The organism is Variovorax ginsengisoli (assembly GCF_030486595.1).
Lineage (GTDB): Bacteria > Pseudomonadota > Gammaproteobacteria > Burkholderiales > Burkholderiaceae_C > Variovorax > Variovorax ginsengisoli_B.
Genome location: NZ_JAUJZH010000012.1, coordinates 121,010 through 145,486, shown reverse-complemented (window position 1 = coordinate 145,486; position 24,477 = coordinate 121,010). Strand labels below are relative to the sequence as shown.

General features: G+C 68.2%; 24 protein-coding genes. 9 read left to right on the top strand and 15 right to left on the bottom strand.

What is annotated here, in order from left to right; translation table 11 throughout:
* Positions 1 to 63 precede the first annotated feature (63 nt).
* Together QZH52_RS18000 and QZH52_RS17995 are read left to right on the top strand one after the other, a co-directional pair.
* Positions 64 to 270, top strand: a complete 207-nt coding sequence (locus QZH52_RS18000) for a hypothetical protein (protein ID WP_301811514.1) — start codon at positions 64 to 66, stop codon at positions 268 to 270.
* Positions 271 to 390: 120 nt separating this feature from the next.
* Positions 391 to 1,050 (top strand): DUF1488 family protein, encoded by a 660-nt coding sequence (locus QZH52_RS17995; protein WP_301811511.1) that lies wholly within the window; start codon positions 391 to 393, stop codon positions 1,048 to 1,050.
* Position 1,051: 1 nt separating this feature from the next.
* Here QZH52_RS17995 and QZH52_RS17990 read toward each other — a convergent pair whose 3' ends face one another.
* From QZH52_RS17990 to QZH52_RS17975, 4 genes are all read right to left on the bottom strand, one after another.
* The gene (locus QZH52_RS17990; protein ID WP_301811509.1) at positions 1,052 to 1,876 is read right to left on the bottom strand and encodes an NAD-dependent protein deacetylase; all 825 of its coding nucleotides are present in this window, start codon (positions 1,874 to 1,876) and stop codon (positions 1,052 to 1,054) included.
* Between the two features lie 11 nt (positions 1,877 to 1,887).
* Positions 1,888 to 2,340: a hypothetical protein gene (locus tag QZH52_RS17985; RefSeq protein ID WP_301811506.1), complete on the bottom strand. Its 453-nt coding sequence runs from the start codon at positions 2,338 to 2,340 to the stop codon at positions 1,888 to 1,890.
* Positions 2,341 to 2,454: 114 nt separating this feature from the next.
* Positions 2,455 to 2,784, bottom strand: a complete 330-nt coding sequence (locus QZH52_RS17980) for a hypothetical protein (RefSeq protein ID WP_301811505.1) — start codon at positions 2,782 to 2,784, stop codon at positions 2,455 to 2,457.
* A gap of 81 nt (positions 2,785 to 2,865) precedes the next feature.
* Entirely contained in the window at positions 2,866 to 3,762 is an 897-nt protein-coding gene (locus QZH52_RS17975) for a hypothetical protein (protein WP_301811503.1), read from the bottom strand.
* A gap of 126 nt (positions 3,763 to 3,888) precedes the next feature.
* Between QZH52_RS17975 and QZH52_RS17970 the strand changes: the two genes are divergently transcribed.
* Positions 3,889 to 4,428, top strand: coding sequence for a hypothetical protein (locus tag QZH52_RS17970; protein WP_301811500.1), 540 nt, complete (start codon positions 3,889 to 3,891; stop codon positions 4,426 to 4,428).
* 78 nt (positions 4,429 to 4,506) lie between these two features.
* Here the strand turns inward: QZH52_RS17970 and QZH52_RS17965 are convergent, their stop codons facing one another.
* Complete coding sequence (locus QZH52_RS17965) at positions 4,507 to 5,433, bottom strand: YihY/virulence factor BrkB family protein (RefSeq protein ID WP_301811499.1); 927 nt, start codon at positions 5,431 to 5,433, stop codon at positions 4,507 to 4,509.
* 210 nt (positions 5,434 to 5,643) lie between these two features.
* Between QZH52_RS17965 and paoA the strand changes: the two genes are divergently transcribed.
* The 3 genes from paoA to paoC are packed head-to-tail and all read left to right on the top strand — an operon-like array spanning position 5,644 to position 9,473.
* The gene (gene paoA, locus QZH52_RS17960; protein ID WP_301811495.1) at positions 5,644 to 6,306 is read left to right on the top strand and encodes an aldehyde dehydrogenase iron-sulfur subunit PaoA; all 663 of its coding nucleotides are present in this window, start codon (positions 5,644 to 5,646) and stop codon (positions 6,304 to 6,306) included.
* Positions 6,303 to 7,247 (top strand): FAD binding domain-containing protein, encoded by a 945-nt coding sequence (locus QZH52_RS17955; protein WP_301811492.1) that lies wholly within the window; start codon positions 6,303 to 6,305, stop codon positions 7,245 to 7,247. The genes paoA and QZH52_RS17955 overlap by 4 nt, the downstream gene beginning before the upstream one ends.
* 3 nt (positions 7,248 to 7,250) lie before the next feature.
* Positions 7,251 to 9,473 carry an aldehyde oxidoreductase molybdenum-binding subunit PaoC gene (gene paoC, locus QZH52_RS17950; protein WP_301811489.1) on the top strand — a complete coding sequence of 741 codons (2,223 nt, stop codon included), beginning with the start codon at positions 7,251 to 7,253 and terminating at the stop codon, positions 9,471 to 9,473.
* On the opposite strand, the gene QZH52_RS17945 is transcribed toward paoC, so the two are convergent.
* The 7 genes from QZH52_RS17945 to QZH52_RS17915 are packed head-to-tail and all read right to left on the bottom strand — an operon-like array spanning position 9,470 to position 15,863.
* Positions 9,470 to 10,390, bottom strand: coding sequence for an SDR family NAD(P)-dependent oxidoreductase (locus QZH52_RS17945; RefSeq protein ID WP_301811486.1), 921 nt, complete (start codon positions 10,388 to 10,390; stop codon positions 9,470 to 9,472). The genes paoC and QZH52_RS17945 overlap by 4 nt on opposite strands.
* Before the next feature lie 23 nt (positions 10,391 to 10,413).
* The gene (gene kce, locus QZH52_RS17940) at positions 10,414 to 11,355 is read right to left on the bottom strand and encodes a 3,5-dioxohexanoate:acetyl-CoA acetone transferase (RefSeq protein WP_301811482.1); all 942 of its coding nucleotides are present in this window, start codon (positions 11,353 to 11,355) and stop codon (positions 10,414 to 10,416) included.
* A 17-nt stretch (positions 11,356 to 11,372) separates the two neighbouring features.
* A complete protein-coding gene (locus QZH52_RS17935; protein ID WP_301811480.1) occupies positions 11,373 to 12,095 on the bottom strand; it encodes an ABC transporter ATP-binding protein in 723 nt (240 codons plus the stop codon).
* Positions 12,092 to 12,847: an ABC transporter ATP-binding protein gene (locus tag QZH52_RS17930; RefSeq protein WP_301811478.1), complete on the bottom strand. Its 756-nt coding sequence runs from the start codon at positions 12,845 to 12,847 to the stop codon at positions 12,092 to 12,094. Before QZH52_RS17930 ends, QZH52_RS17935 begins: the two co-directional genes overlap by 4 nt.
* Positions 12,844 to 14,121, bottom strand: a complete 1,278-nt coding sequence (locus QZH52_RS17925; RefSeq protein ID WP_301811651.1) for a branched-chain amino acid ABC transporter permease — start codon at positions 14,119 to 14,121, stop codon at positions 12,844 to 12,846. The genes QZH52_RS17930 and QZH52_RS17925 overlap by 4 nt, the downstream gene beginning before the upstream one ends.
* A gap of 5 nt (positions 14,122 to 14,126) precedes the next feature.
* Positions 14,127 to 15,068, bottom strand: a complete 942-nt coding sequence (locus QZH52_RS17920; RefSeq protein WP_301811475.1) for a branched-chain amino acid ABC transporter permease — start codon at positions 15,066 to 15,068, stop codon at positions 14,127 to 14,129.
* A gap of 3 nt (positions 15,069 to 15,071) precedes the next feature.
* On the bottom strand, positions 15,072 to 15,863 hold the full coding sequence (locus tag QZH52_RS17915) for an SDR family oxidoreductase (protein WP_301811470.1): 792 nt from the start codon (positions 15,861 to 15,863) through the stop codon (positions 15,072 to 15,074).
* 208 nt (positions 15,864 to 16,071) lie between these two features.
* Here QZH52_RS17915 and QZH52_RS17910 point away from each other — a divergent pair, with 208 nt between their 5' ends.
* Complete coding sequence (locus QZH52_RS17910) at positions 16,072 to 18,057, top strand: helix-turn-helix domain-containing protein (protein ID WP_301811468.1); 1,986 nt, start codon at positions 16,072 to 16,074, stop codon at positions 18,055 to 18,057.
* Here QZH52_RS17910 and QZH52_RS17905 read toward each other — a convergent pair.
* Both QZH52_RS17905 and QZH52_RS17900 read right to left on the bottom strand, forming a co-directional pair.
* Positions 18,054 to 18,830 (bottom strand): SDR family oxidoreductase, encoded by a 777-nt coding sequence (locus tag QZH52_RS17905; protein ID WP_301811466.1) that lies wholly within the window; start codon positions 18,828 to 18,830, stop codon positions 18,054 to 18,056. The two genes, QZH52_RS17910 and QZH52_RS17905, sit on opposite strands and share 4 nt — an antisense overlap.
* A gap of 34 nt (positions 18,831 to 18,864) precedes the next feature.
* The gene (locus QZH52_RS17900) at positions 18,865 to 20,109 is read right to left on the bottom strand and encodes a branched-chain amino acid ABC transporter substrate-binding protein (protein WP_301811464.1); all 1,245 of its coding nucleotides are present in this window, start codon (positions 20,107 to 20,109) and stop codon (positions 18,865 to 18,867) included.
* 321 nt (positions 20,110 to 20,430) lie between these two features.
* Here QZH52_RS17900 and QZH52_RS17895 point away from each other — a divergent pair, with 321 nt between their 5' ends.
* Together QZH52_RS17895 and QZH52_RS17890 are read left to right on the top strand one after the other, a co-directional pair.
* Positions 20,431 to 22,212: a tannase/feruloyl esterase family alpha/beta hydrolase gene (locus tag QZH52_RS17895; RefSeq protein ID WP_436411599.1), complete on the top strand. Its 1,782-nt coding sequence runs from the start codon at positions 20,431 to 20,433 to the stop codon at positions 22,210 to 22,212.
* 124 nt (positions 22,213 to 22,336) lie between these two features.
* The gene (locus QZH52_RS17890; protein WP_301811462.1) at positions 22,337 to 23,440 is read left to right on the top strand and encodes an AraC family transcriptional regulator; all 1,104 of its coding nucleotides are present in this window, start codon (positions 22,337 to 22,339) and stop codon (positions 23,438 to 23,440) included.
* Positions 23,441 to 23,479: 39 nt separating this feature from the next.
* On the opposite strand, the gene QZH52_RS17885 is transcribed toward QZH52_RS17890, so the two are convergent.
* Positions 23,480 to 24,457, bottom strand: a complete 978-nt coding sequence (locus QZH52_RS17885; protein ID WP_301811460.1) for a Bug family tripartite tricarboxylate transporter substrate binding protein — start codon at positions 24,455 to 24,457, stop codon at positions 23,480 to 23,482.
* Positions 24,458 to 24,477 lie beyond the last annotated feature (20 nt).

The window sequence follows — 24,477 nt, the reverse complement described above, 5'->3', positions numbered from 1 at the left end:
CCTACTTGGACACGGGTGGATGCGCCGGTGGTCACAGGCGGCGGATCGGTGCAACTTGGGTGCATGAAAATACTCATTCCCTTCCTGCTGGCCGGTGCCGCACTCACCGGCTGCGTCGCCGTTCCCTATGATGCCGGTCCGCCGCCCGGCACGTACTACAACAGCCGCCCTGCCCCGCCGCCACCCCACGCTGGCGGGCGGCGTGACTACGACCGCGACGGCGTGCCGGACCGCTACGACCGCCGTCCGGACAACCCGTATCGCTATTGACGCAAACACGGCCAGGCTGCCGCCTGCCGTATCAGTTCGTCTCATTGCTCTCGTCTTGTGACGATCCTGGGCGGCCACGCCCGTGACGAAATACCATCGCCAAAAAGGGGAGCCCGAGCGATGCCGACTCTGATCGTGACGAAGAACGGTGTGGCGCTGCGCAATGTGCGGCTGCTCGAAGGCGAGTTCAGGATCGGTCGCAGCCTGAGCAACCACCTGGTGCTCCCGAACACCACCGTCAGCAAGACCCACGCGGTTCTCACGAGGCTCGGGAATTTCGTCACCTTGCACGACCTTCACAGCACCAACGGGACACTCGTCAACGGCGACGACGTGGCGCTGCGGCCTTTGCTGGACCGGGACGTGATCCAGATCTGCAACTACGAAATGATGTATCTGGACCGGGACTTCGCGTCCGCCGAAGTCATCGAAGATCCGCAGCCGGAACCCGTCGAGGAAGCCGTGGAAACCGCGCGGGCGCCGTTGGAACCCCCCAGGGGCATCGATGCCAGCGGCCATCGCATCGGCGGCGCGCGCGGCGCGCGCTGGGTCGGCAATGGCGTGGCTTTCGCACTCCCGGTGCAAGGCCGCGAGATCGAAGCCCTGATCACGGACGATGCGCTCGCGGCCCATTTCGGGGCCTACGTGCATGCCTCGGATGGCGCCAGCCGCGCGGTGAGCGCCTACGAGGAAAACCACGTGGCGATCAACGTGGCCGCCTGGTCGCGCTATGACGCCACGCGCCGCGAACCGATCATCGTCCGGTCTTCCGACTTCTGAATCATGCCGCCAGCTGCTCGGCCAGGGCGGTCAATGCGTCGCCCACCGGCTGCGTGACCTTGAGCGCCAACAGATCGTCGGCCCGCGTGCGTCCGAGGTTGATCGCCACCACCGGCTTGCCTGCGGCCACGGCCGCCTGTACGAACCGGAAACCCGAATACACCATCAGCGACGATCCGGCGACCAGCACGGCATCGGCTTCGCTCAGCGCCGCGTAGGCGGCTTGCACGCGCTCGCGGGGCACGCTCTCGCCGAAGAAGACAACGTCGGGCTTGAGCATGCCACCGCAGAGCGGACAGGCCGGCACGTCGAAGCTTGCGAAATCCCTGCCCTCGACATCCGCATCGCCGTCGGGCGCAGCGCGGGCTTCCTGTGCGGCCCACGCGGGGTTGCGCGCACGCAGCGCCTGCTGCAATCGGGCACGCGGCGTGCGCGTCTCGCAGCCGAGACAGCGCACGGTGTCGATGCGGCCGTGCAGGTCGATGGTCTGACGGCTGCCGGCGGCATCGTGCAGGCCGTCGACGTTCTGCGTCAGCAGCAGTCCCACGCGGCCCGAGGCCTCGAGCCGGGCCAGCGCGCGGTGCGAGGCGCCGGGCCTGGCTGTCGCCATGGTCGGCCAGCCGACGAGGCTGCGCGCCCAGTAGCGGCGGCGCGTGAGTTCGTCGCCGGTGAAAGCCTGGAAAGTCACCGGCGACGGTCGCTTCCAGTCGCCGTTGGCATCGCGGTAGTCGGGAATGCCCGAGTCGGTGCTGCAGCCGGCGCCCGTCAGCACGAAGAGACGGCGGTGGCGCGCGGCGAAGTCGGCGAGCGAAGCGATGTCGTCCATGGCCGCCGCGCTCAGCGGAACTGCTTGCGCAGCAACGACTTGTGCCTGGCGATGTGCGCGAGTTGCGCCTCGGCAACCAGGCCGCCCAGATCGACGCCGTCGCCGTTGAGCACCTCGTTGGCGTGCACGATCGCGCGGGCCACCACCTCGTCCTCGCTCACGCCGAGCTGCGCAGCGAGGTCGACCGCCACGCGTTTCATCGCGCGCTGCGACAGCATCCACATGGCGCCGAAGGCGTCCCACGCGGCGGCCGATTCCTTGAAGCGCTCGCGGTCCGCCAGGATCTCGTTGAGCGGCTTGGCCAGCAGCTCGTTGACCGCGTCGAGCTGCTCGGCCAGCGCGGCGTGCTGCGCCTGCGCGTCGCGCAGCGCGTCGGCGGCGCTATCGGCCGGCGGAGCCGCCGGCGCGGCGAAGCTGCCGTCCGGGTTCGGCGCGGGAATGTGGAGTTGGTCGGACAGGGACATGGGGTTGCGTTTCGTGGGGCACACCGAAGAGTGTAGTGACCGTGCCGCACGGAACCGCGCCACGCTCGTGGTTGTGCCTCGCTTCGGCAACCGCTGTCGCCGTCCGGCAAGCGGCTATTCCTTGAACGATGGCCACAGCCAGCGCATGGGCTGCATCAGGGCGCGCACTTGCTCGGCGAACTGGGCCTGGGCCTGCGCCGCCAACCGCTGGTATGCGCCGCTCTCGAGTTCGCCCTCGAAGCGCTCCGACGCCAGTTTGCCATCCGTCCAGCGGGTCGTCCGGGACCGGATCCGAGTCCGGCCGCCCACGCTCGCCACTTCGGTGATCGACCAGGAGAAGCTTGCGAAGTTTGCAGGGGCTCCGGGCTCGACGATTTCCCAATCCGCCTGCCGCGCGGGACGAGGCTCGGACTCAGGCTTGACTGCGATGGTTCGCTTGCTCATTGGAATGCTCCTGATCGAACGTCCGGAAATACTACCCAAGGCGCGCGGCTTTTGCACGACGGCCGGTGACCGACGACGCCGTCAAGTCGGCGGCGCGGCGCCCTGGCCCGGCGGCAAGTGGACGAGGGTGAGCGGAATCCAGCGAATCTGTTGCGTCTCGGTTCGCTGGACAAGGCCCAGGGTCTCCAAATCCTGCACGACCTGCGGAAGCCTGTCGGCCAGTTGCGGCGACAGGGACACGCCTTTTTTGGTGACCAGCGGCAGGGTGCGCAGCGCGATTTCCGGCGCCGAAGCCTTGCGGCCTGCCCGCGTGGCCCCGTAGAGACGAACCAGCAGGTGCGCGTGGACCTCGGTGAGCACCGCACTCGCCGGCCCCAGCAGCGATGCGAGCGCCGCCGTGAATGCGCCGATGGCAACCTCCGACCGGCGCCCGGCGGCACGGACCGGGTCCAGCAACGCGCCGACCAGGCCCCAGCTGGGCAATCGCACCTGCCTCGGCTGGTCGTTGTCCACGATCTCCAGCGTCGCCAGGCGTACAGCGGCCGCAAGCTCACCCTTGAGGTACTCCGACACGCCCAACACCGTCGGCCAGTCATGGATCAGGTTGCAGAAACCGCAGATCTCGCCTTGTGTTTGCCGGCCGGTCGCGAGGGCCTCGAGCACGGCGCGAAAGGCCAGTTGCTCGTCCTTCGTGGGGACCCACTGCCGTTCGGCTGGCAGCATGCTCTGGGCCAGGGGCGCCAGGTCGTCCAATACGCCTCGCCGCAACGCCCACAACGTGCGTCTCCCACTGGAGGGCAGGAGCGCATCGGGCTGCAGAGAACTCCAGATCGCCACCTGGCTCGCCGGGCTGAGCCGAGCCATCCCGACGTTCAGGGCAGACTGGCAGGAAGCGACCAGACCGATGTACGCCGACACGCTCAACCGCCGCTCGCCACGCGCGAACGCACCTTCTTCCCTTTGGGCTTCAACGGGCATCCCACGGATCCTCCACTGGCAATACTTGCCGCAAATGTTGCCGCCGTGCTTCCTGATCGCAGCGTCCCCGGGGGGACGCCATCGGGCACGTCAATTGCTCCAGCCGGTAAGCGGAGAACTCTCACCATGCTCTGGAGCGAATGCTACGGGAAGATCCAGCAGATGAGTCCGAAGGCCGCCAAGCTGGCTTCGCGGATGCTGTGCAAGGATCCCCGGGTCCCCTCTCACTGGGCGTTTGCCCTCGATGTGGCCTTGGCCGGCCGCAGCAAGGCAGCGGGCGGCTTCACGTCGGCGGATCTGGAGGCCATCGTCGCCAGTCGAGGGCAGGAGCGAGCGGAGCCGACCGCCGAACTCGATCCGGAACAGCGGGAAGCCTGGACGTTCGCTGCCTCCGTTCGCACGTCGGCCGCCAGGGACGCGAACAAGCGCGCCCGGGCGCCGGTGCCCGGTCCGGAAGACGCGCTCTGGGATCCGCGAATGCCGACACCGGAAGAAGCGTGGCTGCTGGCCTTCTCGCATGAGTTGCGCCGAATCGCCGACGGCAGCGTCAGCGCCGACGACATCGCCCGCCATGCCCTTTGCAGGCTGGAGACAGACGGACACCGCAACCCCTTGCTGGCCGCCAGGGACGAGTTCGTCGCGGGGAAGGTCAGAAGCTTCGCGTAGCGCCTGAAGGCCGACCGCCGGCCGTGACGGCTTCGTCGGCGTCCGCCGCGCCACATCAGCATGTGCGTGGACTCGGGCTCAGCGCTGCGACGGCTCCGCGCATTCACGCAGCACCGCGTTGACCTCCGCGCCGAAGATCAGCGTGGTGGCGCTGATGTAGAGAAAGACGAGCGTCGCCACCACGCCGGCGAAGCTCCCATAGATCAACGCGAGCTTGCCCGCGGTGTGCAAGGTGTAGGAAAGCGTCGCGGCGGCAGCAACCCATAGCGACGCACCGACCACTGCGCCGGCCAGGACGGAGCTCAGCCGCTGGCGGACGTCCGGCAGCCAGCCATACAGGAGCGCGTACAGCACGCTCAGCACCAGGAAGGCCGAGCCGTAGCGCACGCTGTTGCGCAGCCAGAGAACCTCTTTCCCCGCACCCAGGTTGGCTTCCAGTACCTGCCACACGATCGGCATGATGATCACCGAACTGAACGCTGCCAGGACGCCAGCCCCCACGACCACCGTGAACAGCGTGACCTTGATGCGTGCCTTCCAGAAGGGCAGCCCGCGTTGGATGCCATACGAGCGATTGAGCGCCGTGCGCACCGCCTGAAGGCCCGAGGAGGCTGTCCACAGCGTCGCGATCACGCCGATCGTCAGCAGGGCCTGATTGCGTTGCGCAAGCACCTGGTCGATCACCGGTTGCACCGCGTCGCGAACCACCTGCGGCGCATAGCCCATCACGCGGGCGGCCAGCGCCGCCGCATCGCCGGGCTGGCCGAAGAAGCCGGCAGCGGCTGACACGAGGATCAGCAGCGGAAACATCGCCAGCACCGAAGAGAACGCCAGGCTCCCGGCCTGGTTCGCGCTCTGGTGAAGGATGTAGTTGCGGATGGCCAGCAGCACAACGCGCAGGCCCGGGGTGGAGAGCGCGGCTTGCCGCAGGCTGCTCCAGGCCAGGGAAAACCGTTGCCAGGAGCTGGCAGCCAGTTGCTCGCGCTTTGCGGCGGGATCATTCATGGCTGAAGAATACGTTGCGTCCCCGGGCCTCCGGTAGGCGTGCGGCATGCGCCTACTTGAAAACGGGCCAACGCGCCGACGGACGAGCCGCTCCGGCAGGCGCAGATTTGCCCGCATGAAAGTACTCGCCGTTCCTCCTCTTGACCGGCTCTGCCGCGCTCGCCCCGACAGCCCGTACCGCTATTGAATTCGGGGCGCGGAGATACGAAGATGGCACCGCCCCCTGGTGACTTTCTGGAAGTGCGCAGGCGCGGCGTGCTTGTCGGCAGCCTTGCGACGGCGGCCGGCGCGCTGATGCCGACCGCGCGATCCGATGCGCAAGCCATGACCACATCAAGCCAAAAAGATCCAGCCATGCCGCCGGCCGTCAGGTCGACGCTGAAGATCAACGGCCAGACGCATACCTTGACGTTGGACACCCGCACCACGCTGCTCGATGCCCTGAGGGAGCACCTGCATCTCACCGGCTCCAAGAAGGGCTGCGACCACGGCCAGTGCGGTGCCTGCACCGTGATCGTCAACGGCCGGCGAATCAACAGCTGCCTCAGCCTGGCGGCGATGCACGATGGCGACGAGATCACGACGATCGAGGGTCTCGGCACGCCCGATAAACTCCATCCGATGCAGGCCGCCTTCGTCAAGCACGACGGTTTTCAATGCGGCTACTGCACGCCGGGGCAGATCTGTTCGGCGCTGGGCACGCTGGCCGAGATCAAGGCCGGCATCCCGAGCCACGTCAGCGCCGACCTCAACGCCGGACAGCAAGCCACCGCCGAGGAGATTCGCGAACGCATGAGCGGCAACCTCTGCCGCTGCGGCGCCTACTCCAACATTCTCATGGCGATCCAGGAAGTCGGGGGCACGAAGCCATGAAGGCGTTCACCTTCGAACGCGCGGCATCGCCCGCTGCCGCTGCCGCATCGCTGGCCAGCCACCCGGGGGCCAAGGTGATCGCGGGCGGCACCAATCTTCTCGACCTGATGAAGCTGCAGATCGAGAATCCCACGCACCTGATCGACATCAACCACCTCGGGCTCGATCGGATCGAGGCCGATTCCGGCGGCGGCCTGCGCATCGGGGCGCTGGTCCGCAATACCGATCTTGCGTCCGACGCGCGCGTGCGCCGCGACTACCCGGTGCTCAGCCGGGCGCTGCTGGCCGGTGCGTCCGGGCAGTTGCGCAACAAGGCAACCACCGCCGGCAACCTGCTCCAGCGCACCCGGTGCCCCTATTTCTACGACACCACCAAGCCCTGCAACAAGCGACAGCCGGGTACCGGCTGCTCCGCGCAGGGCGGGTTCGACCGAAACCTCGCGATCGTCGGTGCCAGCGACCAGTGCATCGCGACGCACCCGAGCGACTTGGCGGTGGCGATGCGCGTGCTCGATGCCACCGTCCAGACGGTGCGCGCCGACAACTCCCGGCGCACCCTACCGATCGCCGAACTGCACCGCACGCCCGGCAGCACGCCCGAGGTCGAGACGGTTCTCGCGCGCGACGAAATCATCACCTCGGTCACTCTGCCCGCCCCGCTCGGCGGCAAGCACTTCTATCGCAAGGTTCGCGACCGCGCGTCGTATGCCTTCGCGCTGGTCTCCGTGGCCGCGGTCATCCAGCCCGACGGCCGCGGCCGCTTCGCCTACGGCGGGCTGGCGCCGAAGCCGTGGAGAGTCGAAGCGGCGGAGCAGCACGGCAGCGCGCAGGCGATCGCCCAGGCCACGCTCGCGGGCGCACGCACCGGGGCGCACAACGCATTCAAGCCGGTATTGCTGGAGCGCATGCTGGCATCGGTCCTGTCGGAAGCAAAGGGCTGAGTCATGAAATTCGATCAACCCGCCACCCGCAACCCGATCGATCGCCTCCAGGTCGTCGGCCAGCCGCACGACCGCATCGACGGCCCCTTGAAGACGACCGGCACCGCGCCCTACGCCTATGAGCGACATGACGTGGTGGCCAACCAGGCCTATGGCGTGATCGTCGGCGCCGCGATCGCCAAGGGCCGCGTCGTGGGCATCGACACGGTCGACGCGCGCGCCGCACCCGGCGTGATCGCGGTCGTCACGCACCAAAACGCGGGCAAGGTCGGCAAGGCGAAAGCGATCACCGCGAAACTCCTCGCGGGACCGGAGATCGATCACTTCCACCAAGCGGTGGCCATCGTCGTCGCCGACAGCTTCGAGCAGGCGCGCGCGGCCGCCCATCTGGTCCGCATCGACTACCAGGCGGCGCCCGGACGGTTCGATCTTGCGCGCGGGCGCGAATCGGCGGTCAAGCCGAAGACGGACGAGGAACCGCCCGATTCCGCGGTGGGCGACTTCGACGGCGCCTTTGCGCAGGCGGCTGTCAAGGTGGAACAGACCTACACCACGCCGGACCAGAGCCACATGGCGATGGAGCCTTTCGCGACCATCGCCGCATGGCAGGGCGACAAGCTCACGCTGTGGACTTCCTCGCAAATGATCGACTGGGCAAGGCGCGACCTGTCGGAGATTCTCGGCATCCCGCGCGACATGCTGCACGTGATCTCCAGCTTCATCGGCGGCGGATTCGGGTCCAAGCTGTGGGTGCGCAGCGATGCCGTGATGGCCGCACTGGCATCGCGCGCGGCAGGCCGCCCGGTCAAGGTCGCGCTCGCCCGGCCGCACATTGCCAACAACACCACCCACCGGCCGGCGACGATCCAGCGCATCCGCATCGGCGCCGGGCGCGATGGACGGATCACTGCGATCTCGCACGAAAGCTGGTCCGGCGACCTGCCGGGCGGCCAGCCCGAGACGGCGGCGATGCAGACCCGCCTGCTGTATGGCGGCGCCAACCGCCTGACCTCGCACCGGCTCGCGACGCTCGACCTGCCCGAGGGCAACGCGATGCGCGCACCCGGCGAAGCCCCGGGGATGATGGCGCTCGAGATCGCGATGGACGAACTCGCCGAGGCGCTGAAGATGGACCCGGTCGACCTGCGCATCCTCAACGACGTGCAGAGCGATCCCGAAAAGCCTGGACGCGCGTTCTCGCACCGCGACCTCATTGGCTGCCTGCGCACGGGCGCCCAGCGCTTCGGCTGGGACCGCCGCAAGGCGACCCCGGCGCAGGTTCGCGACGGACGGTGGCTGGTCGGCATGGGCATGGCGAGCGCGTTCCGCGGCAATCTCACGATGAAGTCCGCCGCCCGCGTGGCGATCGACGGGCGCGGCAAGGTCACCGTGTACACCGACATGACGGACATCGGAACCGGCAGCTACACCATCATTGCGCAAACCGCGGCCGAGATGCTCGGCGTTCCGCTGCAGCAAGTGGAGGTTCGGCTTGGCGATTCGGACTTCCCGGTTTCCGCCGGGTCGGGCGGCCAGTGGGGCGGCAACAGCTCCACCGCAGGCGTCTTCGCGGCCTGTATGAAGCTGCGTGACGCGATCGCCCGCAAGGCCGGCCTGCTGCCGGTCGACGCGCAATTCGCGGATGGACGGATCAGCGCCGGCACGCGCAGCTTCACGTTGGCCGAGGTGGTCGGCCGCAACGGCCTGTCGGCCGAGGACGCGATCGATTTCGGCGATCTCGCCAAGACCTACGCGCAGGCCACTTTCGGCGCCCACTTCGCCGAGGTCGCCGTCGATGCCGCCACCGGCGAGGTGCGGGTGCGCCGCATGAGCGGCGTCTTCGCGGCCGGCCGCATCCTGAATCCGAAGACCGCGCGCAGCCAGGTGATCGGTGCGATGACGATGGGCCTCGGCGCGGCGCTGATGGAAGAAGCGGTGGTGGACACGCGATATGGCTGCTTCGTCAACCACGACCTGGCCGAATACCATGTGCCGGTGCATGCGGACGTTCCCGTGCAGGAAGTGATCTTCCTTGACGAAGTCGACGACAAGTCTTCACCGATGAAGGCCAAGGGCGTGGCGGAGCTGGGACTCTGCGGCTGTGCCGCGGCCGTGGCCAATGCGGTCTACAACGCGACCGGGGTTCGGGTTCGCGACTACCCGATCACGCTCGACAAGATCATCTTCGGGCTCATGCAGTCGGCGCCGGACGCCGCATTCAGCTAGAGCGACGCCACGGCCCCGGCGGATCGACGCTGGCTCGCCGAGGCCTTTGCCACTTCGAGCTCGTACTGTTCCCAGCCCGTCGCCGGCACCACCTCCCCCGAGCGCGAGCTGACTTCCTGCAACTGGTCGCACAGCGCCTCTCCGGCGCGCGCTCGGTCGGCCAGGTGCACGCCCTGGGTCATCGTGACGTGCGCGCACTCGAAACTGCCCGCCCCGGCCAACAGGATCATGCGCGTCGGTGCCTGCTCGCCTACCAGGGCCACCAGGCCCGGGCTCACCTCCTCGGGCGTCAGGCGCGCCAGCGCCTCGGGCGGCAGGATGGCCTCGGTCATGGCGGTGGCGGCGCTGGGCGCCAGGCAGTTCACGCGAATGTTGCGGCGCTCGCCTTCCAGGGCCAGGGTCTGCATCAGGCCCACCAGCGCCATCTTGGCCGCGCCATAGTTGGACTGGCCGAAGTTGCCGTACAAGCCGGAGGACGAAGTCGTCATCACGATGCGGCCGTACTGCTGCGCCTGCATTTGCGCCCACACCGCCTTGGTGCAGTGCACTGCGCCCATCACGTGCACGTCCATCACCAGGCGAAAGTCCTCGAGCGACATCTTGGCAAAGCTGCGGTCTCGCAGGATGCCAGCGTTGTTGACGAGTATGTCGATGCGCCCCCACCGCTCGACGGCATGCGCCGCCATGGCCTCCATCTCGTCGGGGCGCGTCACGTCGCCCGCGAGCGCGATGGCATCGCCGCCTGCCCGCCGGATTTCTTCCGCGACCGCACTCGCCGCTGCGGCGTTGCGCTCTTGGGCCAAGTCGTTGACCACGACGCGCGCACCGTGGCGCGACAGTTCGAGCGCGTGGGTACGACCCAGTCCACCTCCCCCGCCGGTGACGATGGCCACCCGGCCCGACAAGAGTTTCTTCATCACGTCTTCTCCAACTTCAGTGTTCAGGATGCCGCCGCGGCCCGGCCCTTGAGGCCCAGCATGGCGCGGGCTTCTTCCGGCGTCGCCACTTCCAGCGACAACTCGTCCAGGATGCGTCGAATCTTGCGTACCTGCTCGGCGCAATTCCGTGCAAGCTGACCCTTTCCCAGGTACAGGCTGTCTTCAAGCCCCACACGCACGTTGCCGCCGAGCACCGCGCCCATGGTCAGCAGCGGCATCTGGTGTCGACCCGCTCCGAGCACCGAGAAGCGGTAGCCGCCTCGCCCGAACAGGCGGTCGGCGGTGCTCTTGAGCGTGACCAGGTTCTCGGGGTCGGCGCCGAGTCCGCCCAGGATGCCCAGGACGCCCTGGATGAACAGCGGCCCCTCGATCAGGCCTTCGTCGACGAAATGCGCGAGGCTGTAGAGGTGGCCCAGGTCGTAGCACTCGAATTCGAAGCGCGTGCCGCACTCCTTGCCCAGCACCTGGAGGATGTGCTTGATGTCGCGGAAGGTGTTGCGGAAGATCAGGTCTTCCATGCCCTCCACGTAGGGCTTCTCCCAATCGTGCTGCCACTGGCTGTACTTGCGCGCCAGCGGATGCACCGAGAAGTTCATCGAGCCCATGTTGAGCGAGCACATCTCGGGCTTCTCCTGCAGCGGATAGGCCAGGCGCTCCTCCAGCGTCATCCGCGTGCTGCCACCGGTGGTGATGTTGATGACGGCATCGGTGCTGGCCTTGATCCGGGGCACGAACTGGTCGAACACGCGCGGATCGGCAGTCGGACGGCCGTCCAGAGGGTCGCGCGCATGCAGATGAAGGATGGCCGCGCCGGCCTCGGCGGCCTCGATCGCCTGGGTGGCGATCTGCTCCGGCGTCAGCGCCAGCCAGGGCGACATCGTCGGCGTGTGCACCGAGCCCGTGACGGCGCAGGTGATGATGACTTTCTCTTGGCCTTGGGCCATTGATTTGCTCCTGTTCATCAAACCGCCAACCACTGGGACAGCAGTCCCCGGTCGGCCTCCAACTGTGCGGGCGAGCCCTCGAAGACGATGCGGCCGTGCCCCATGACGCACACCCTCGACGACACCTTCAGCGCGATCGCCAGCTTTTGTTCGACGAGCACCACCGACACGCCCTGGCGCCGCATGTCCTGGATGCACTCGCCCACCTGCGCCACGATCTTGGGCGCCAGGCCTTCGGTCGGCTCGTCGATCAGGATGGCCAGCGGGTTGCCGAGCAGCGAACGGCAGATGGTGAGCATCTGCTGCTCGCCGCCCGAGAGGCTGCCGGCCTTGGTGTTCCGGCGCTCCTTCAGACGGGGGAAGTACTCGAACATCTGCGCCACCGTCCAGCGCCGAGCACCCTGCACCGGCGTCTGCTCGCCCATTCTGAGGTTCTCGTCCACCGTGAGGTTGGCGAACACCTCGCGCTCTTCCGGCACATAGGCCAGGCCGGATCGGCAGATCGCATGGGGCTTGGCGCCGGCCAGTTCCCGGCCTTCGAGCCACACGCGGCCCGAACTTGGCGGCACCAGGCCCATGATGGCCTTGAGCGTGGTCGAGCGGCCCGAGCCGTTGCGCCCGAGCAGGCTCAGCACCTCGCCGCGCGCCAGCCCGAAGCTGACGCCGCGCAGGATATGGCTCTTGCCATAGTGGGCCTGCAGGTCGTCGACGCGCAGGAGCGCAGGGGCCGGTGCATTCATGCCGCGGCCTCTTCACCCAGGTAGGCTTCGCGCACGCCCTGGTGGTTGCGGATCTGCTCCGGCGTGCCGGTGGCGACGACCTCGCCGTAGACCAGCACGCTGATCCGGTCGGCCAGGGCGAACACGACGTCCATGTCGTGCTCCACGATCAGCAGGGCGCGCCCGGCCGTCACTTCGCGGATCAGTTCCATCGTGTAGTGGGTCTCCTCGCTGGACATGCCGGCCATGGGCTCGTCCAGCAGGATCGCCTTGGGGTCGGACGCCAGCGTCATCGCCAGCTCCAGCGAGCGCTGCTCGGAGTAGGACATCTCGCCGGCCAGCGTCTGCGCCTGGGCTTGCAGCCGCACTTTCTCGAGCAGCGTCTCCGTGGCCGCGCGCAATCCGGCCAGGCGGTCGATGACGCGCCAGAAGGTGTATTGCCGCTCGTGATGACGCATCAGCGCCAGCCTGATGTTCTCGAACACCGTGAGCTTGGGGAAGATGTTGGTGATCTGGAAGGAGCGCGCCAAGCCGAGGCGGTTGATGCGCTGTGGCGCCCAGCCGGTGATGCGCTGGCCGTCGAAGATCACCTCGCCCGAAGTGGGAGCGAGGTTGCCCGAAACCAGGTGGAACAGGGTCGATTTGCCGGCACCGTTGGGACCGATCAGCGCGCGCCGCTCGCCGGGGCGAAGCTCGAGGTCCACACCCCGGATGATCTCGGTGGCGCCGAAGGACTTGCGCAGACCGCGCAGCGAAAGAATGGAATCGTTCATGGCAGGGCTCGTTCACTCAGGGCTGCCGCGCGCTCCGGGACTTCGGGCGAAGCCGCGAGCGCCAGCCCGCGACGGCAGCGTTGCGCCACGCCGGCCATCAGCGCCCCCGCAGCCAGCAGGCCCGCCGGCACGATCCAGGTGCCCACCGCAGCGGCCGACCAGGCGCGACCGAAGAGCTGCACCGGCGGCGCAGTCCCGCTCATGCGCGCGAGCGAGCGATAGTCCTGCGAGCAGAGCCGCTGCAGCATCTCCACCAGGAAGACGGCCCCGCCCGCCAGCAGCAGTCCGGCGACCACCGCGCTCAAGGCCAGCGGCAGTACCGCCATGACGCCATGGCGCCCGAGCAGCCTCAGCGTCGCGGTCACCAGCCCGGTCAGCCCCTCGGGCATGAACATCATCACCAGCACGAACAGGACGCCCTGGTAGAGCAGCCAGGACGGCGTGGTGTCGGACACCGCGTAGCCGAAGAAGCTCATCAGCGCAGCGCCCAGCGCCGGGCCGAGGAAGCTGCCGACGCCGCCGATATAGCTGTTGAGCACCACGGTCGCCGACACGCCGGCGTCGAAGACGACGTAGTTGGCCGACTCGTTGCCCACTACCTGCAGGCCGCCGGCGATGCCGGAGAACATCGACGAGACGGCGAAGGCCGACACGCCCAGTCCATGCACGTCGTAGCCGAGGAAGCGCAGCCGATGCTCGTTTTCACGCAGCGCCAGGGTGAGTCGGCCCAGCGGCGTGCGCGTGTGGAAGTACAGCAGGACGAGCGAGACCAGCACCCATGCCAGCGTCAGGTAGTACACCTGCGTGGTCGAACCGAAGCTCAGACCCCAGGCCGGCATGCGCATGGTCGAGATGCCCGATTCACCGCCGAACCAGCCCTTGAGCTGCGGCGCCAGCGCGTGCAGCAGTTCGGCGATCGCCAGCGTGATCATCGCGAACGCCGTGCCGCTGCGCTGGGTGGCGAACCAACCCGCGATCAGGCCAAAGCCCAGGCCGCCGAACGCCCCGACCAGCGGCATCAGGGGCGTCGGCAGCAGCCCGGTGCCGCCGAGCGCGTTCATGGCGTACACCGTGGCGAAGGCGCCGACGCCGAAATAGGCGGCGTGGCCGAAGGAGAGCATGCCGGCGCGTCCGGCAAGCAGGCTGTAGGCACAGGCGAAGAGCGCCGCGATCAGCGCCTGGATCGAGGCGTTGAGCAGGCCGGCCGGCAGCAGGACCGGAAGCGCGCCGAGCACGGCCACGGCGGCGAGCGCAGGCAGGAGCGGGGTACGCATCGTCATCAGGCCTTCTCGCCCATCAGGCCGGAGGGGCGCAGCAGCAGCACGAGCAGCATCAGGGCGAAGGGCAGCGAGGCCGCGAGACTCGACAGCTTGAGCGTGAGCAGGCCACCCGCGCTGCGGGCCCACTCGCCCGCACCCACCAGGGCCAGCGCGTCGGCCAGGCTGCGGTCGACGCCGACCGCCAATGAGGTCAGCACGCCGATGAGCAGCGAGGCGAGCATCGCGCCGCCCAGGGAGCCGAGCCCACCCACCACCACCACCACGAACACCATGACCCCCACTTCGAGCGCCATGTTCGGATTGGTGGTGTAGAACGCGCCCGCGATGGCACCCGCCAGGCCCGCCAGCGCGGCGCCGACGCCGAACACGCCCATGAAGACCAGCTGCACGTTGTGCCCCAGCGCCTCGACCATGCGCGGCTTGTAGATGGCCGAGCGCACGACGATGCCCACCCGCGTCCGGGTCAGCAGCAAGTAGATCGCGGCGAACATCGCCAGCGCCACGCCCCCCATCAGCAAGCGGTAGACCGGGTACTGCTGGCTGCCGATCACGAAGGCCGCCGTGTCGAGCGCGGGCGGAATGCGATAGTCCACCGGATAGTTGCCGAAGAACAACTTGATGGTCTCGGCGATGATGAAGGACAGGCCGAAGGTCAGCAGCAGTTCGTGCGCGTGGCCGTAGCGATGCACGCGGCGCAGGAACCAACGCTCCACCACCGCGCCCACCGCGCCCGCCAGCAGCGTGGCCAGAACGACCGCCGGCGCGAAGCCGACGATGCCCTGCATCGTGTAGGCGAAGTAGGCACCCAGCATGTAGAACGAGGCGTGGGCGAAGTTGAGCACGCCCATCATCCCGAAGATCAGCGTGAGCCCGGCCGAGACCATGAACAGCAGCAATCCATGGATCACGCCGTTGAGGAGCGAGAAGATGATCCAGTCCATGGCTCAGAGGTACTCGAGGTTGCCGTCGACGCTGATGGCCTGGCCGCTGAGATTGCGCGCCGCCGGCGAGCACAGAAAGAGCGCCATCGCGGCCACGTCGCTCGCGCTGACCATGCGCCGCAGCGAGATCTTGCGCAGGTACTCCTCGCGCATCTGCTCGACGCCCAGGCCCAGCGCAGCCGCACGCGAGGCGATGACGCCGTCCATGCGTTCGCCCTCCACGACCCCGGGGAGGATCGCGTTGACGCGAATGCCCTGCGGACCGAGCTCCATGGCGAGCGACTTGGTGAGGCCCACGATGGCCCACTTGGTGGATGCGTACGGCGTGCGGAAGGCATAGCCCAGGCGACCCGCCACCGAACTCATCGCGATCAACACGGGATCGGCAGTCGATTCCTTCAGCAGCGGCACGGCGCGGCGGGCGAAATAGAACTGGCTGTTGAGGTTGACCGACACGGTGCGCTCCCAGCCGCTGGCGTCGAAGCTCTCGATGGGTCCGGTCGGCCCGGCGATGCCCGCGTTGTTGATCAGCACGTCCAGGCCGCCCAGGCAGCCGCGCACGTCGTCGAACACCAGGTCGACATCGGCGGCCACCGACACGTCGGCCATGCTGCCCGTGATGCCGGGCGTCTCGGTCACCAGGCGATCCAATGCCGCGCGATCAATGTCGCACACGTGCACCCGCGACCCGGCCTCGTGAAAGGCACGGGCGATGCAGGCGCCGATGCCGCTGGCACCGGCGGTCACGAGCACGCGCAGTTCCGGCAGGGGTCGAAGGGATTCGTACAGCGGCATGGGGGTCCTCCACACTTGCGCGCCGCCACCCATGGCGCCGCGTCGTCTGACCGAGTCTCCACGTGGCGCACGTCTCGCCCTATGTGTCGGGCGCACACTTTTTCCCCGGCTTCGATGTCATCGCCCCCCGTGCAAGCGGCGACTCCGTCTGTTAGCCTCGTCACGGGGACAGCATCTCCCCGACGGCACGAGAACGCGAGACAGCACGATGAGAACCAATGAAGAGGAGACCGGCGAGCAGATCGCCTTGCAGCTCGTTCGCCTGCTGCACCAGGGGACGCCCAGCGACGAATTCGCGCAATGCATGGCCGAGGTCGATGCATTGCCCGCCAGCCGGCCCGGCAAGTCCAACCTGGTCGAGGCGGTGCGCATGGCGATGGCCGTGCGCAACCGCCTCGAACTGCTCCAGCAACGCGAAAGCGGCATGCTGGCCGTGATCGAGTCGGCGCAGGAACTCTCGAGCCGGCTCGACCTCGCCAGCCTCCTCGGCGCCATCGTGGCGCGCGCGCGAAAGCTGCTCGGCTCCGACCTGGCGTGGTTGTCGGTGCACGATCCTGGGCGCGACGAATTCCGCGTGCTGGTGGCGCAGGGCGCCATCTCGCCGCGGGTGTCCGACATGGTGACGCTGCGCGATCGCGGTGTCGCAGGCGTGGTCATGTCCACGCACCTGCCCTTCACCACGGCGGACTACCTGCACGACACGCGCTTCGCGCACGATGCCGGGCTGGACGAGATCTTCCGGGAAGACGGCATCGCCGCCCTCGTCGGCGTGCCGCTGATCTGGGAGGGCGGGGTCGTCGGCCTGCTGTTCGTGGCCGACCGCTACCACCGCGTCCACACCACCCAGAGCCTGTCGATCCTCTGCACGCTGGCCACCCACGGTGCGGTCGCGCTGAAAAACGCACGCGACTTCGAGGCGGTGCGCGCAGCGCTGGACAAGGCCGATGCGACCCGCGCCGAACTGGAGCGGCACCTGCGCGGCATCCAGGCCGCCGCGGACGCACACGAGCAGATGACCTCGCTGCTGGCCCGCGGCGCATCGCTGTCCACGCTGTGCCAGTCGGTGGCGCAACTGCTCGGTGGCAGCCTGGTGGTGCTGGACGAGGCGGCGCAGGTGATCAGCCAGGGTGCCGCGACCGGTTATGCAGGCCTCGGCGCACAAGGCTACGAGCCGCACGGCGGGCGCAGCGCAGAGCTGGTGAACGCCTTGCGGTTGAGCCGCCAGGCGGGCCGTTCCGTCCAGGCCTTCGAGGTGGACGGCGAATGCTGCCGCGTGATGCCGGTCATCGGCGGCGACGACGTGCTGGGTTCGATCGCGCTCTTCCATCGAGGCACGCTCGAAGAGGTCGCGGTGCGCACCTTCGAGCGCAGCTCCAGCGTGATCGGCATCGTGCTGCTGTCGCAGGAACGGATGGAAGCCGCCAAGAGCCGCAATGTCTCGGCGCTGCTGCGCACGCTGGTGTCGCCGCGCCAGGACGAATGGGCCGTGCTGGTCAACCGCGCCGAACGCCTGGGTCTCGATCTGTCACAGCCGCTGACCCTCCTGCTCGTCGAGATGGAAGGCCCCGGCGCCGGCTACGCGGCGCGCTATTTCCGCGCCATGGCGTCGATGGAGCGGACGCTGATCGACGAGATCGACGGCATGCTGGTCATCGTCTGCGGCGCACCACGGGCCTTTGACTTGCGACAGGAATTTTCGGCCTGGGCGCGCCGCAATGCCGGCGCGATGCATCGCGGTGTGCTCTCCCGGCCGGCAGCGTCGCCGGCCGAGCTCCCCCAGCTCTATGCCACGCTCAGGCGCGCCCTGGGCGTGCTGGGACGGCTGGGCATCCAGGGCCAGGTGATCGGCCAGAACGAGCTGGCGCTCTACTCGGCGCTGTTCGAGACGCACGACCAGGCGAGCCTGTCGCATTTTCTCGAGGCAACCATCGGCCCCCTGATCTCGCACGACCGCAAGAAGAACGCCCAGCTGGCGTCCACGCTGCTGCACTACTTCGACGGCAACCAGAACGCCAAGACCACTGCGCAGCGCCTGGGCATCCACGTGAACACGGTGCGTCAACGGCTCGCCACCATCGAGGACATGCTGGGACATTGGGGCAACGCCGCGCGGGCGCTGGAGATCCACATGGCACTGCGCCTGTGGAGCCTGATGCGCCAGCCTGAAGCCCCGCCCGCAGCCGACATAGCCTAGCGCCGCCCGAACTCCTTCCCCCCGAGGTAGAGCCGGTTGAACACCGGTGAGATCACCAGCTCGTTCACGCAGACATGCGGCGGCAATTCGGCGATGAAGCGGATGGTGCGCCCCAGGTCCTCTTCCTGCAGCATGCGCGCCATGTCCTCGTCGCTCGGCGCCACGGGGCGCGACTTGAGGATCGGCGTCGCCACTTCGCCCGGGCACAGGGCCGTGGCGCGCAAGCCATTGACGCCCTCTTCGATGTTGAACGAATGGCTGAGCGCGATCATGCCGGCCTTGCTCGCGGTATAGGCCGGGCCCGTCAGGTGCGTCAGGTGCCAGCCGACGAACGAGGCGACGTTGATCACGGTGCCACGCCCGAGCGAGCGCATGCCGTGCATGACCGCCAGCGTGCAATAGGTCGCGCCATGGAGGTTGACGGCCATCACCTTGTCGAAGGTCTCGCCGTCCGTGTCGCCCCAGTAGCGCTTGGGAAAGTTGATGCCGGCGCTGTTGACCAGGATGCTCACCGGGCCGTGCGCCGCGTGGACAGCCTGGGCCACCCGCTGAACCGATTCCCTGTCGGCGACGTCCATCGGCATCGCGCTGACGGCATCGGCATCGACGCCGTCGCGCCGCGCCGTGGCCAGCGCGGCCTCCAGCTTGGCCGGGTCGCGACCCGATATCACGACACGGCAGCCCGCACGTGCCAGTTCGATGGCACCGGCAAGGCCGATGCCGCTGCCACCACCGGTGATCCAGGCGAGCTGGCCTTCGAGAGATGAGGACATGGTTGGTCTCCGTTGGGTGCCAAGGGGACCGGACTCAGCCCGGACGCTGCATCTTGCAGCTCGCCTGCGCAGGCACCGAGATCGCCTCGGCGCTGAACACCTTCACCGGCTTGAACCCCATGTCGGTTCCGTCGGCCTTGTACTTCGCGTCCTTGGACACCACCGACACCACCAGCGGCATCTGCACCTGGTGGTCGGCCGCGCGCATGCTCATTTCGCCCATGGGCGTCATGAACTTGCCGGTTTCCAGCGCCTTGGCGAAGGCGTTGACGTCGAGCGCGCCGCCGACGGGCCTGGTGCGCTTGAGGGCATCGGTCACCATGTCGAGGCCGAACACCGTCTGCGGCTCGACGAACACCGGCGCGTGACCGATCTTCGCGGTGTAGTCGGCCACGAAGCGCTCGCCAGCCGCGCCGGCGGCTTCCGGATTGAAGGCATGGACCACGAAGTTGCCGATCGCCAGATCTCCCGCGTTGCTGACGTTGCCGGGCTGGTCGAGGTAGACCGTGCCGAAGCGAGCCTTGAGGCCGGTGGCCTTGGCCGCCTTCATCATCAGCAGCAAGTCGTTCGACCAGTTGCCGGTCATCACGGTCTCGGCACCAGAGGCGCTGATCTTGGACACGTAGGGTGCAAAGTCCTGGATCTTGTTGACGTCGTGCAGCGTCTTGTCCACCACCTGGTAGCCTCCGGCGCCCGCGTTGTCGACGATGGCCTGCTCCATGTCCTGGCCCCAGGAATAGTTCTGGTTGATGGAATAGACCTTGGTGCCCAGCGCCTTGGCTTCCTTCATGGCCTGCACCAGGGCCTTGGCACGGATCTGGGCGTTGCCCGCGAAGCGGAAGTGATAGAAGTTGCACTTCTCGCCGGTGAGTTCGAGCGCCTCGGCACCGACGTTGATGTAGACCACCTCCTTGCCGGGGTTGCGCAGGTTGTACTTGCGCACGTCCTCGGTGATCTGGCCACCGATCGCGGACGACGAACCCTGCACGATGATCTGCACGCCGTCGGCGACCGCCGCCTTGAGCTTCTCGGACGCGCCGGCCGGGCCGCCCTGGTTGTCGTATTCGATCAGTTGCACCGGCTCGCCGTTCCAGCCGCCCGAGGCGTTGAACTTGTCGATGGCATAGCGCACGCCTGCGCGGTAGGCCTGGCCCGAAGAAGCCTGCGGACCGGACAGCGTCTCGACCATGCCGATCTTCACCGGCGCGGCTTGGGCCGCCGCGGCGAGCAACAGGGAAGCCGGCAGCGCGGCGCGGACAAGTTGGCGAACGACCGTCATGGGTTTTGTCTCCTTCATTGGTGATGCGAGGGAAGTCTCCGCAAACCGCGCGGTGCGCCCTATGTGTCGCACGCACACATTTGCAGGCCCCTCGATGTCATCGACTCGCCGGTCGATAGGGGCGCGCGAAGCGCCGCCCCGGTGGCGCGCGCACGCCCCTCGAAAACCCGACCTGGGGCTTTCCCGCGCTGTCCGCAAATGACTCCTGGCGTTCCGCGCACGACCTTTCGGGCCGCCACGCCGCGCATCAACATCGGCCGCCAAGGCGCTGGGTGTGGTCGCCGACCACGGCGCCCCATCCAACGAAACATGGAGACTCCAGTGAAACAACGACATCTGTTCCTGCTTGGCTGCCTGAGCGCCGCGACGCTTTCGGCCTGCGGCGGCGGAGGCAGCGGCGGCACGGGCTTGCTGGCCGCGCCCACCTCGACCCCCGTGGCGGCCACGCCCGCATCCCCCCCGGCCTCGCCGCCCGCCGCGCCCACGCCCAAGGCATGCGCTGAGCTGGTCGGGATGGCGATCCCCGCCTCGTCCATCGCGCTGCCCACCACCGGCGGCAAGGTGACCGCGGCGACCGTCACCGCGGCGACCGTCACCGCGGCGACCGGCACCGGCGCCGCGGCGCTGCCGGAGTACTGCAATGTGCTCGGCAGCATTTCGCCGGTGGATCCCAACGCACCGAGCATCAACTTCCGCCTTGCGCTGCCCACCACCTGGAACAAGAAGGTGGTCATGTTCGGCGGCGGCGGCTTCGACGGCACGCTCCCCAACGTGGCAGGCAACGTGCCCGCGGGTCCGGCCGACCAGCCTGCGCCCCTCGGCCGCGGCTACGCCACTTTCGCCAGCGACTCCGGCCACCAGGCCAACGCCGCCGGTTCGCTGGACGGGCAGTTCCAGCTCAACGACGAGGCCTTCCGCAATTTCGGCGGCCACGCGCTCAAGAAGACGCGCGATGCAGCCGTCTATCTGATCCAGGCCCGCTATGCGGCCGGCGCGCCGGTGAAGTCGTACTTCGCCGGCGGCTCGACCGGCGGGCGCGAGGCCGTGTCCGTGGCGCAGCGCTGGCCGCAAGACTGGGACGGCATCATTGCCTGGTATCCGGCATGGAACCAGCTCTCGGCGATGCTCGGCGGCCACCGCATGAGCCGCGCCCTGGCCCAGCCGGGCGCCTACCCGAACACGCCCAAGCGGGCGCTTTTGCGCCAGGCGGTGCTGGAGGCCTGCGACACACTGGACGGCGTCGCCGACGGCCTGGTCAGCAACCAGCTGCGGTGCAACAGCACCTTCGATCCCTCGGTGGCCACGGTGAACGGCGCGCCGCTGCGTTGTGCCAACGGCGCCGACACAGGCGACACCTGCCTTTCGGACGCGCAGATCGCCGCGCTCAAGACCATCAACACCGCGACCAGTTTCAACTTCTTCCTCGCCAGCGGCTCCGCCGGGTACCCGGGCTACAACGTCTGGGGTGCGGACCTGGGCATCACCAGCAACCCATCGCCGCTGCAGCCGACCGTGACCTTCCTGAACTTCGGCACCGAGCAGCCGGCGATGCCCGTGCCGGCCGGTGCGCCCTACATCACCAAGCAACTCGACCAGACGATCAAGTACGGCGTCACGCGCGACCTCCAGTTCGATTCCCTGTCCCTCGACCCCGAGAACCCGGGCCCTTGGGGCGCCCGCCTCAGCGAATTGAGCACGATGCTCGACGTCAGCAGCGACCTGTCGGCGTTCGCGGCACGGGGCGGGAAGCTGCTGCTGGCGCACGGCCTGTCGGACGTGCTGGTGAGCACCCGCGCCACCGAGCAGTTCTACCAGCGCCTGCAGGCGCAGTTGGGACCGAACTACGTCGACGGCTTCGCGCGCTACTACGAAGTCGCGGGCTACGGCCATGCGGTCAGCACCGTGTTCAACGCGACCTGGGACTCGCTGACGGCGCTGGAGCAATGGGCAGAGAACGGCACCGCGCCCAAGGCGCAGGTGACCACCGACACGGCAGGGGTGCCGGGCCGCAAGCGACCGCTGTGCGACTACCCCGCGTGGCCCAAATACAAGGGCACGGGCGACGTGAACGCCGCCGAATCCTTCACTTGCGCAACGTTCTGATCCGGCGGGGCCTTTGGTGTGCTCACATCGTTGCGCCCCGATCTATGTGACATGACGACATAGGCGCGGCGCACGCCGCGCCGGAGACTGCAGCCAGGATCGATGGCCCTGGCGAGTCCGACGCATGTCACAACGGATCACGCCCCCCTGGGGGCGGCACTACCCTCCATACCAAATCACCGCCCTGGTCCGGCTGCTCCAGCGAAAGGACGTGCCGGCAGGCGCGGTACTGGCCGGCACCGGGCTGGACGCTGCGGCGCTGGACGACGTCGCTTGCCGCACCTCGGTCCTGCAGCACCTCGCGGTCTGGCGCAACGCACTGGCGCTCGGGGCCGTGCCGGGCCTGTCGTTCGAGCTGGGTCGCGGCCTGCATTTGCCCGACCATGGCACCTACGGCCTGATGCTGCTGTCCTGTGAATCGGTGGACGACTACTTTCGCCGGGCCGAGACCTACCAGGGGCTGGTGGCCAACGCCCTCGCCCTGGAGGCCCGCACCGATGGGGGTGATGCACTCTGGGTGCTCGGCGACGGCGGCGACCGCGAGCTGCCCGACGGCCTGCGCATCTTCGTGCTCGAGCAGCAGTTCGCCCAGCTCGTCACCCAGCTGCACGACCTGCTCGGGCCCGAAGTCCGGCCCACCTTGGCGCGCTTCGCGTATCCCGCGCCGGCACATCGGGCGATGTACGCGGAGCAGCTGCAGTGCCCCTGCGTATTCGGCTGGCATCGCAACGAGCTTCACCTCGGCGGCGAGGTGCTGTCGATGCGCCCGCGACTGGCCAACGCCTTCACCGCCGCCGTGCTCCAGTCGGCCTGCGAGGGGCTGCTGGCTGAGGTCGAGGAATCTCCCGGCTTCGCGGGAAAGGTCTACCAGGCCCTGCGCCTGCTGCCTGATCCGGGGGCCGGCATGAAGGCGATGGCCTCGACGTTCAAGATGAACGAGCGCACGCTGCGGCGACGCCTCGCTCGCGAGGGCACCTCCTTCTCGAACATTGCCGACCAGGTCCGCCACAGCGTGGCGACCCAGCACCTGCAGCGGCCGGATGCCAGTGTCGAGCAGATCGCCCTGATCACGGGCTTCTCGGACTCGGCCAACTTCAGGCGCGCCTTCCTGCGCTGGACCGGGATGACACCGGCGCAGTTCCGACGGCAGCATCAGGAGCGCCGCGCGCATCCGCATCCGTGGACCCTGCGTGGCGAGAACGCCTCGGTCTCGCTCGCCGCACCGTGAGGCGCGTGCGGCACGCGTTGGGCGCCGCCACGCGATGCATCACTCGACCGTGATGTTCGCGGACTTGATGATCTGCGCCCACTTGCGGGTCTCGCTGGCAATGAAGGCACTGAATTCGGCCGCGGTGCCGCTGCGCAACTGAAGTCCCACGGCCTCGGCCTTGCGGCGAACCTCGACGTCGCCCACCGCCGCGTTGATCCCGGCATTCAGTCGCTCGACGATGCTCGCCGGTGTTCCGGCCGGCGCGAGCATGCCGTACCAGCCATAGCCCACCACGGACGGCAGCCCCTGCTCCCGGAGGGTTGGCGCCTGCGGGTAGAGCGGCGTGCGCTCTTCCGTCGCGACACCCAGCACCCGCAACTTGCCGGCCTGGATGTGGGGAACCGCGGTCGAGATGGCGGTCAAGGTGGCGTCGATCCGCCCCGCAAGAAGCTCGGTGTAGGCCGGCGCATCGCCGCGGTACTGCACCACGATGCCTTTGACACCGGCACTGCGCAACAGGAGTTCGGCCGTCAGGTGCGGCGCGGAGCCGGCGCCGGGCGAGCCGAAGGTCACTCCCTTGGGATCGGCCTTCGCGTACTTGATGAACTCGGCCAGCGATTTGTACGGCGCCTCGGCATTGACCACCAGGAACAGCGGCGCGATGGCCGTGCTCGCGATGGAAGTGAAGCTCTTGTGCACGTCGTACGGCAAGTCCTTGTAGAGGGCTTCTCCGATCGCGATCGGTGCTGCCGCATGGAGGAGCGTGTAGCCATCCGGAGGTGCCTTGGCCACATACTCGTTGGCAATGCGTGTCCCGGCACCGGACTTGTTCTCGACCACGATGCTCTGGCCAAGACCTCGTGAAAGGAAGTCGCCAAGCACGCGCGTCAGGATGTCGTTCGACCCCCCGGCGCCGTAAGGAGAGACCATGCGGATCGGCCGTGCGGGCCATCCCTGCGCATGGCCCGATGCGCTCCAGGGCAGTGTCAGGCCGGCAGCGGCCGCTGCAAGAAGCTGTCTGCGGTTCATCGTCATTCCTGCTTGTCTCCGTTGAT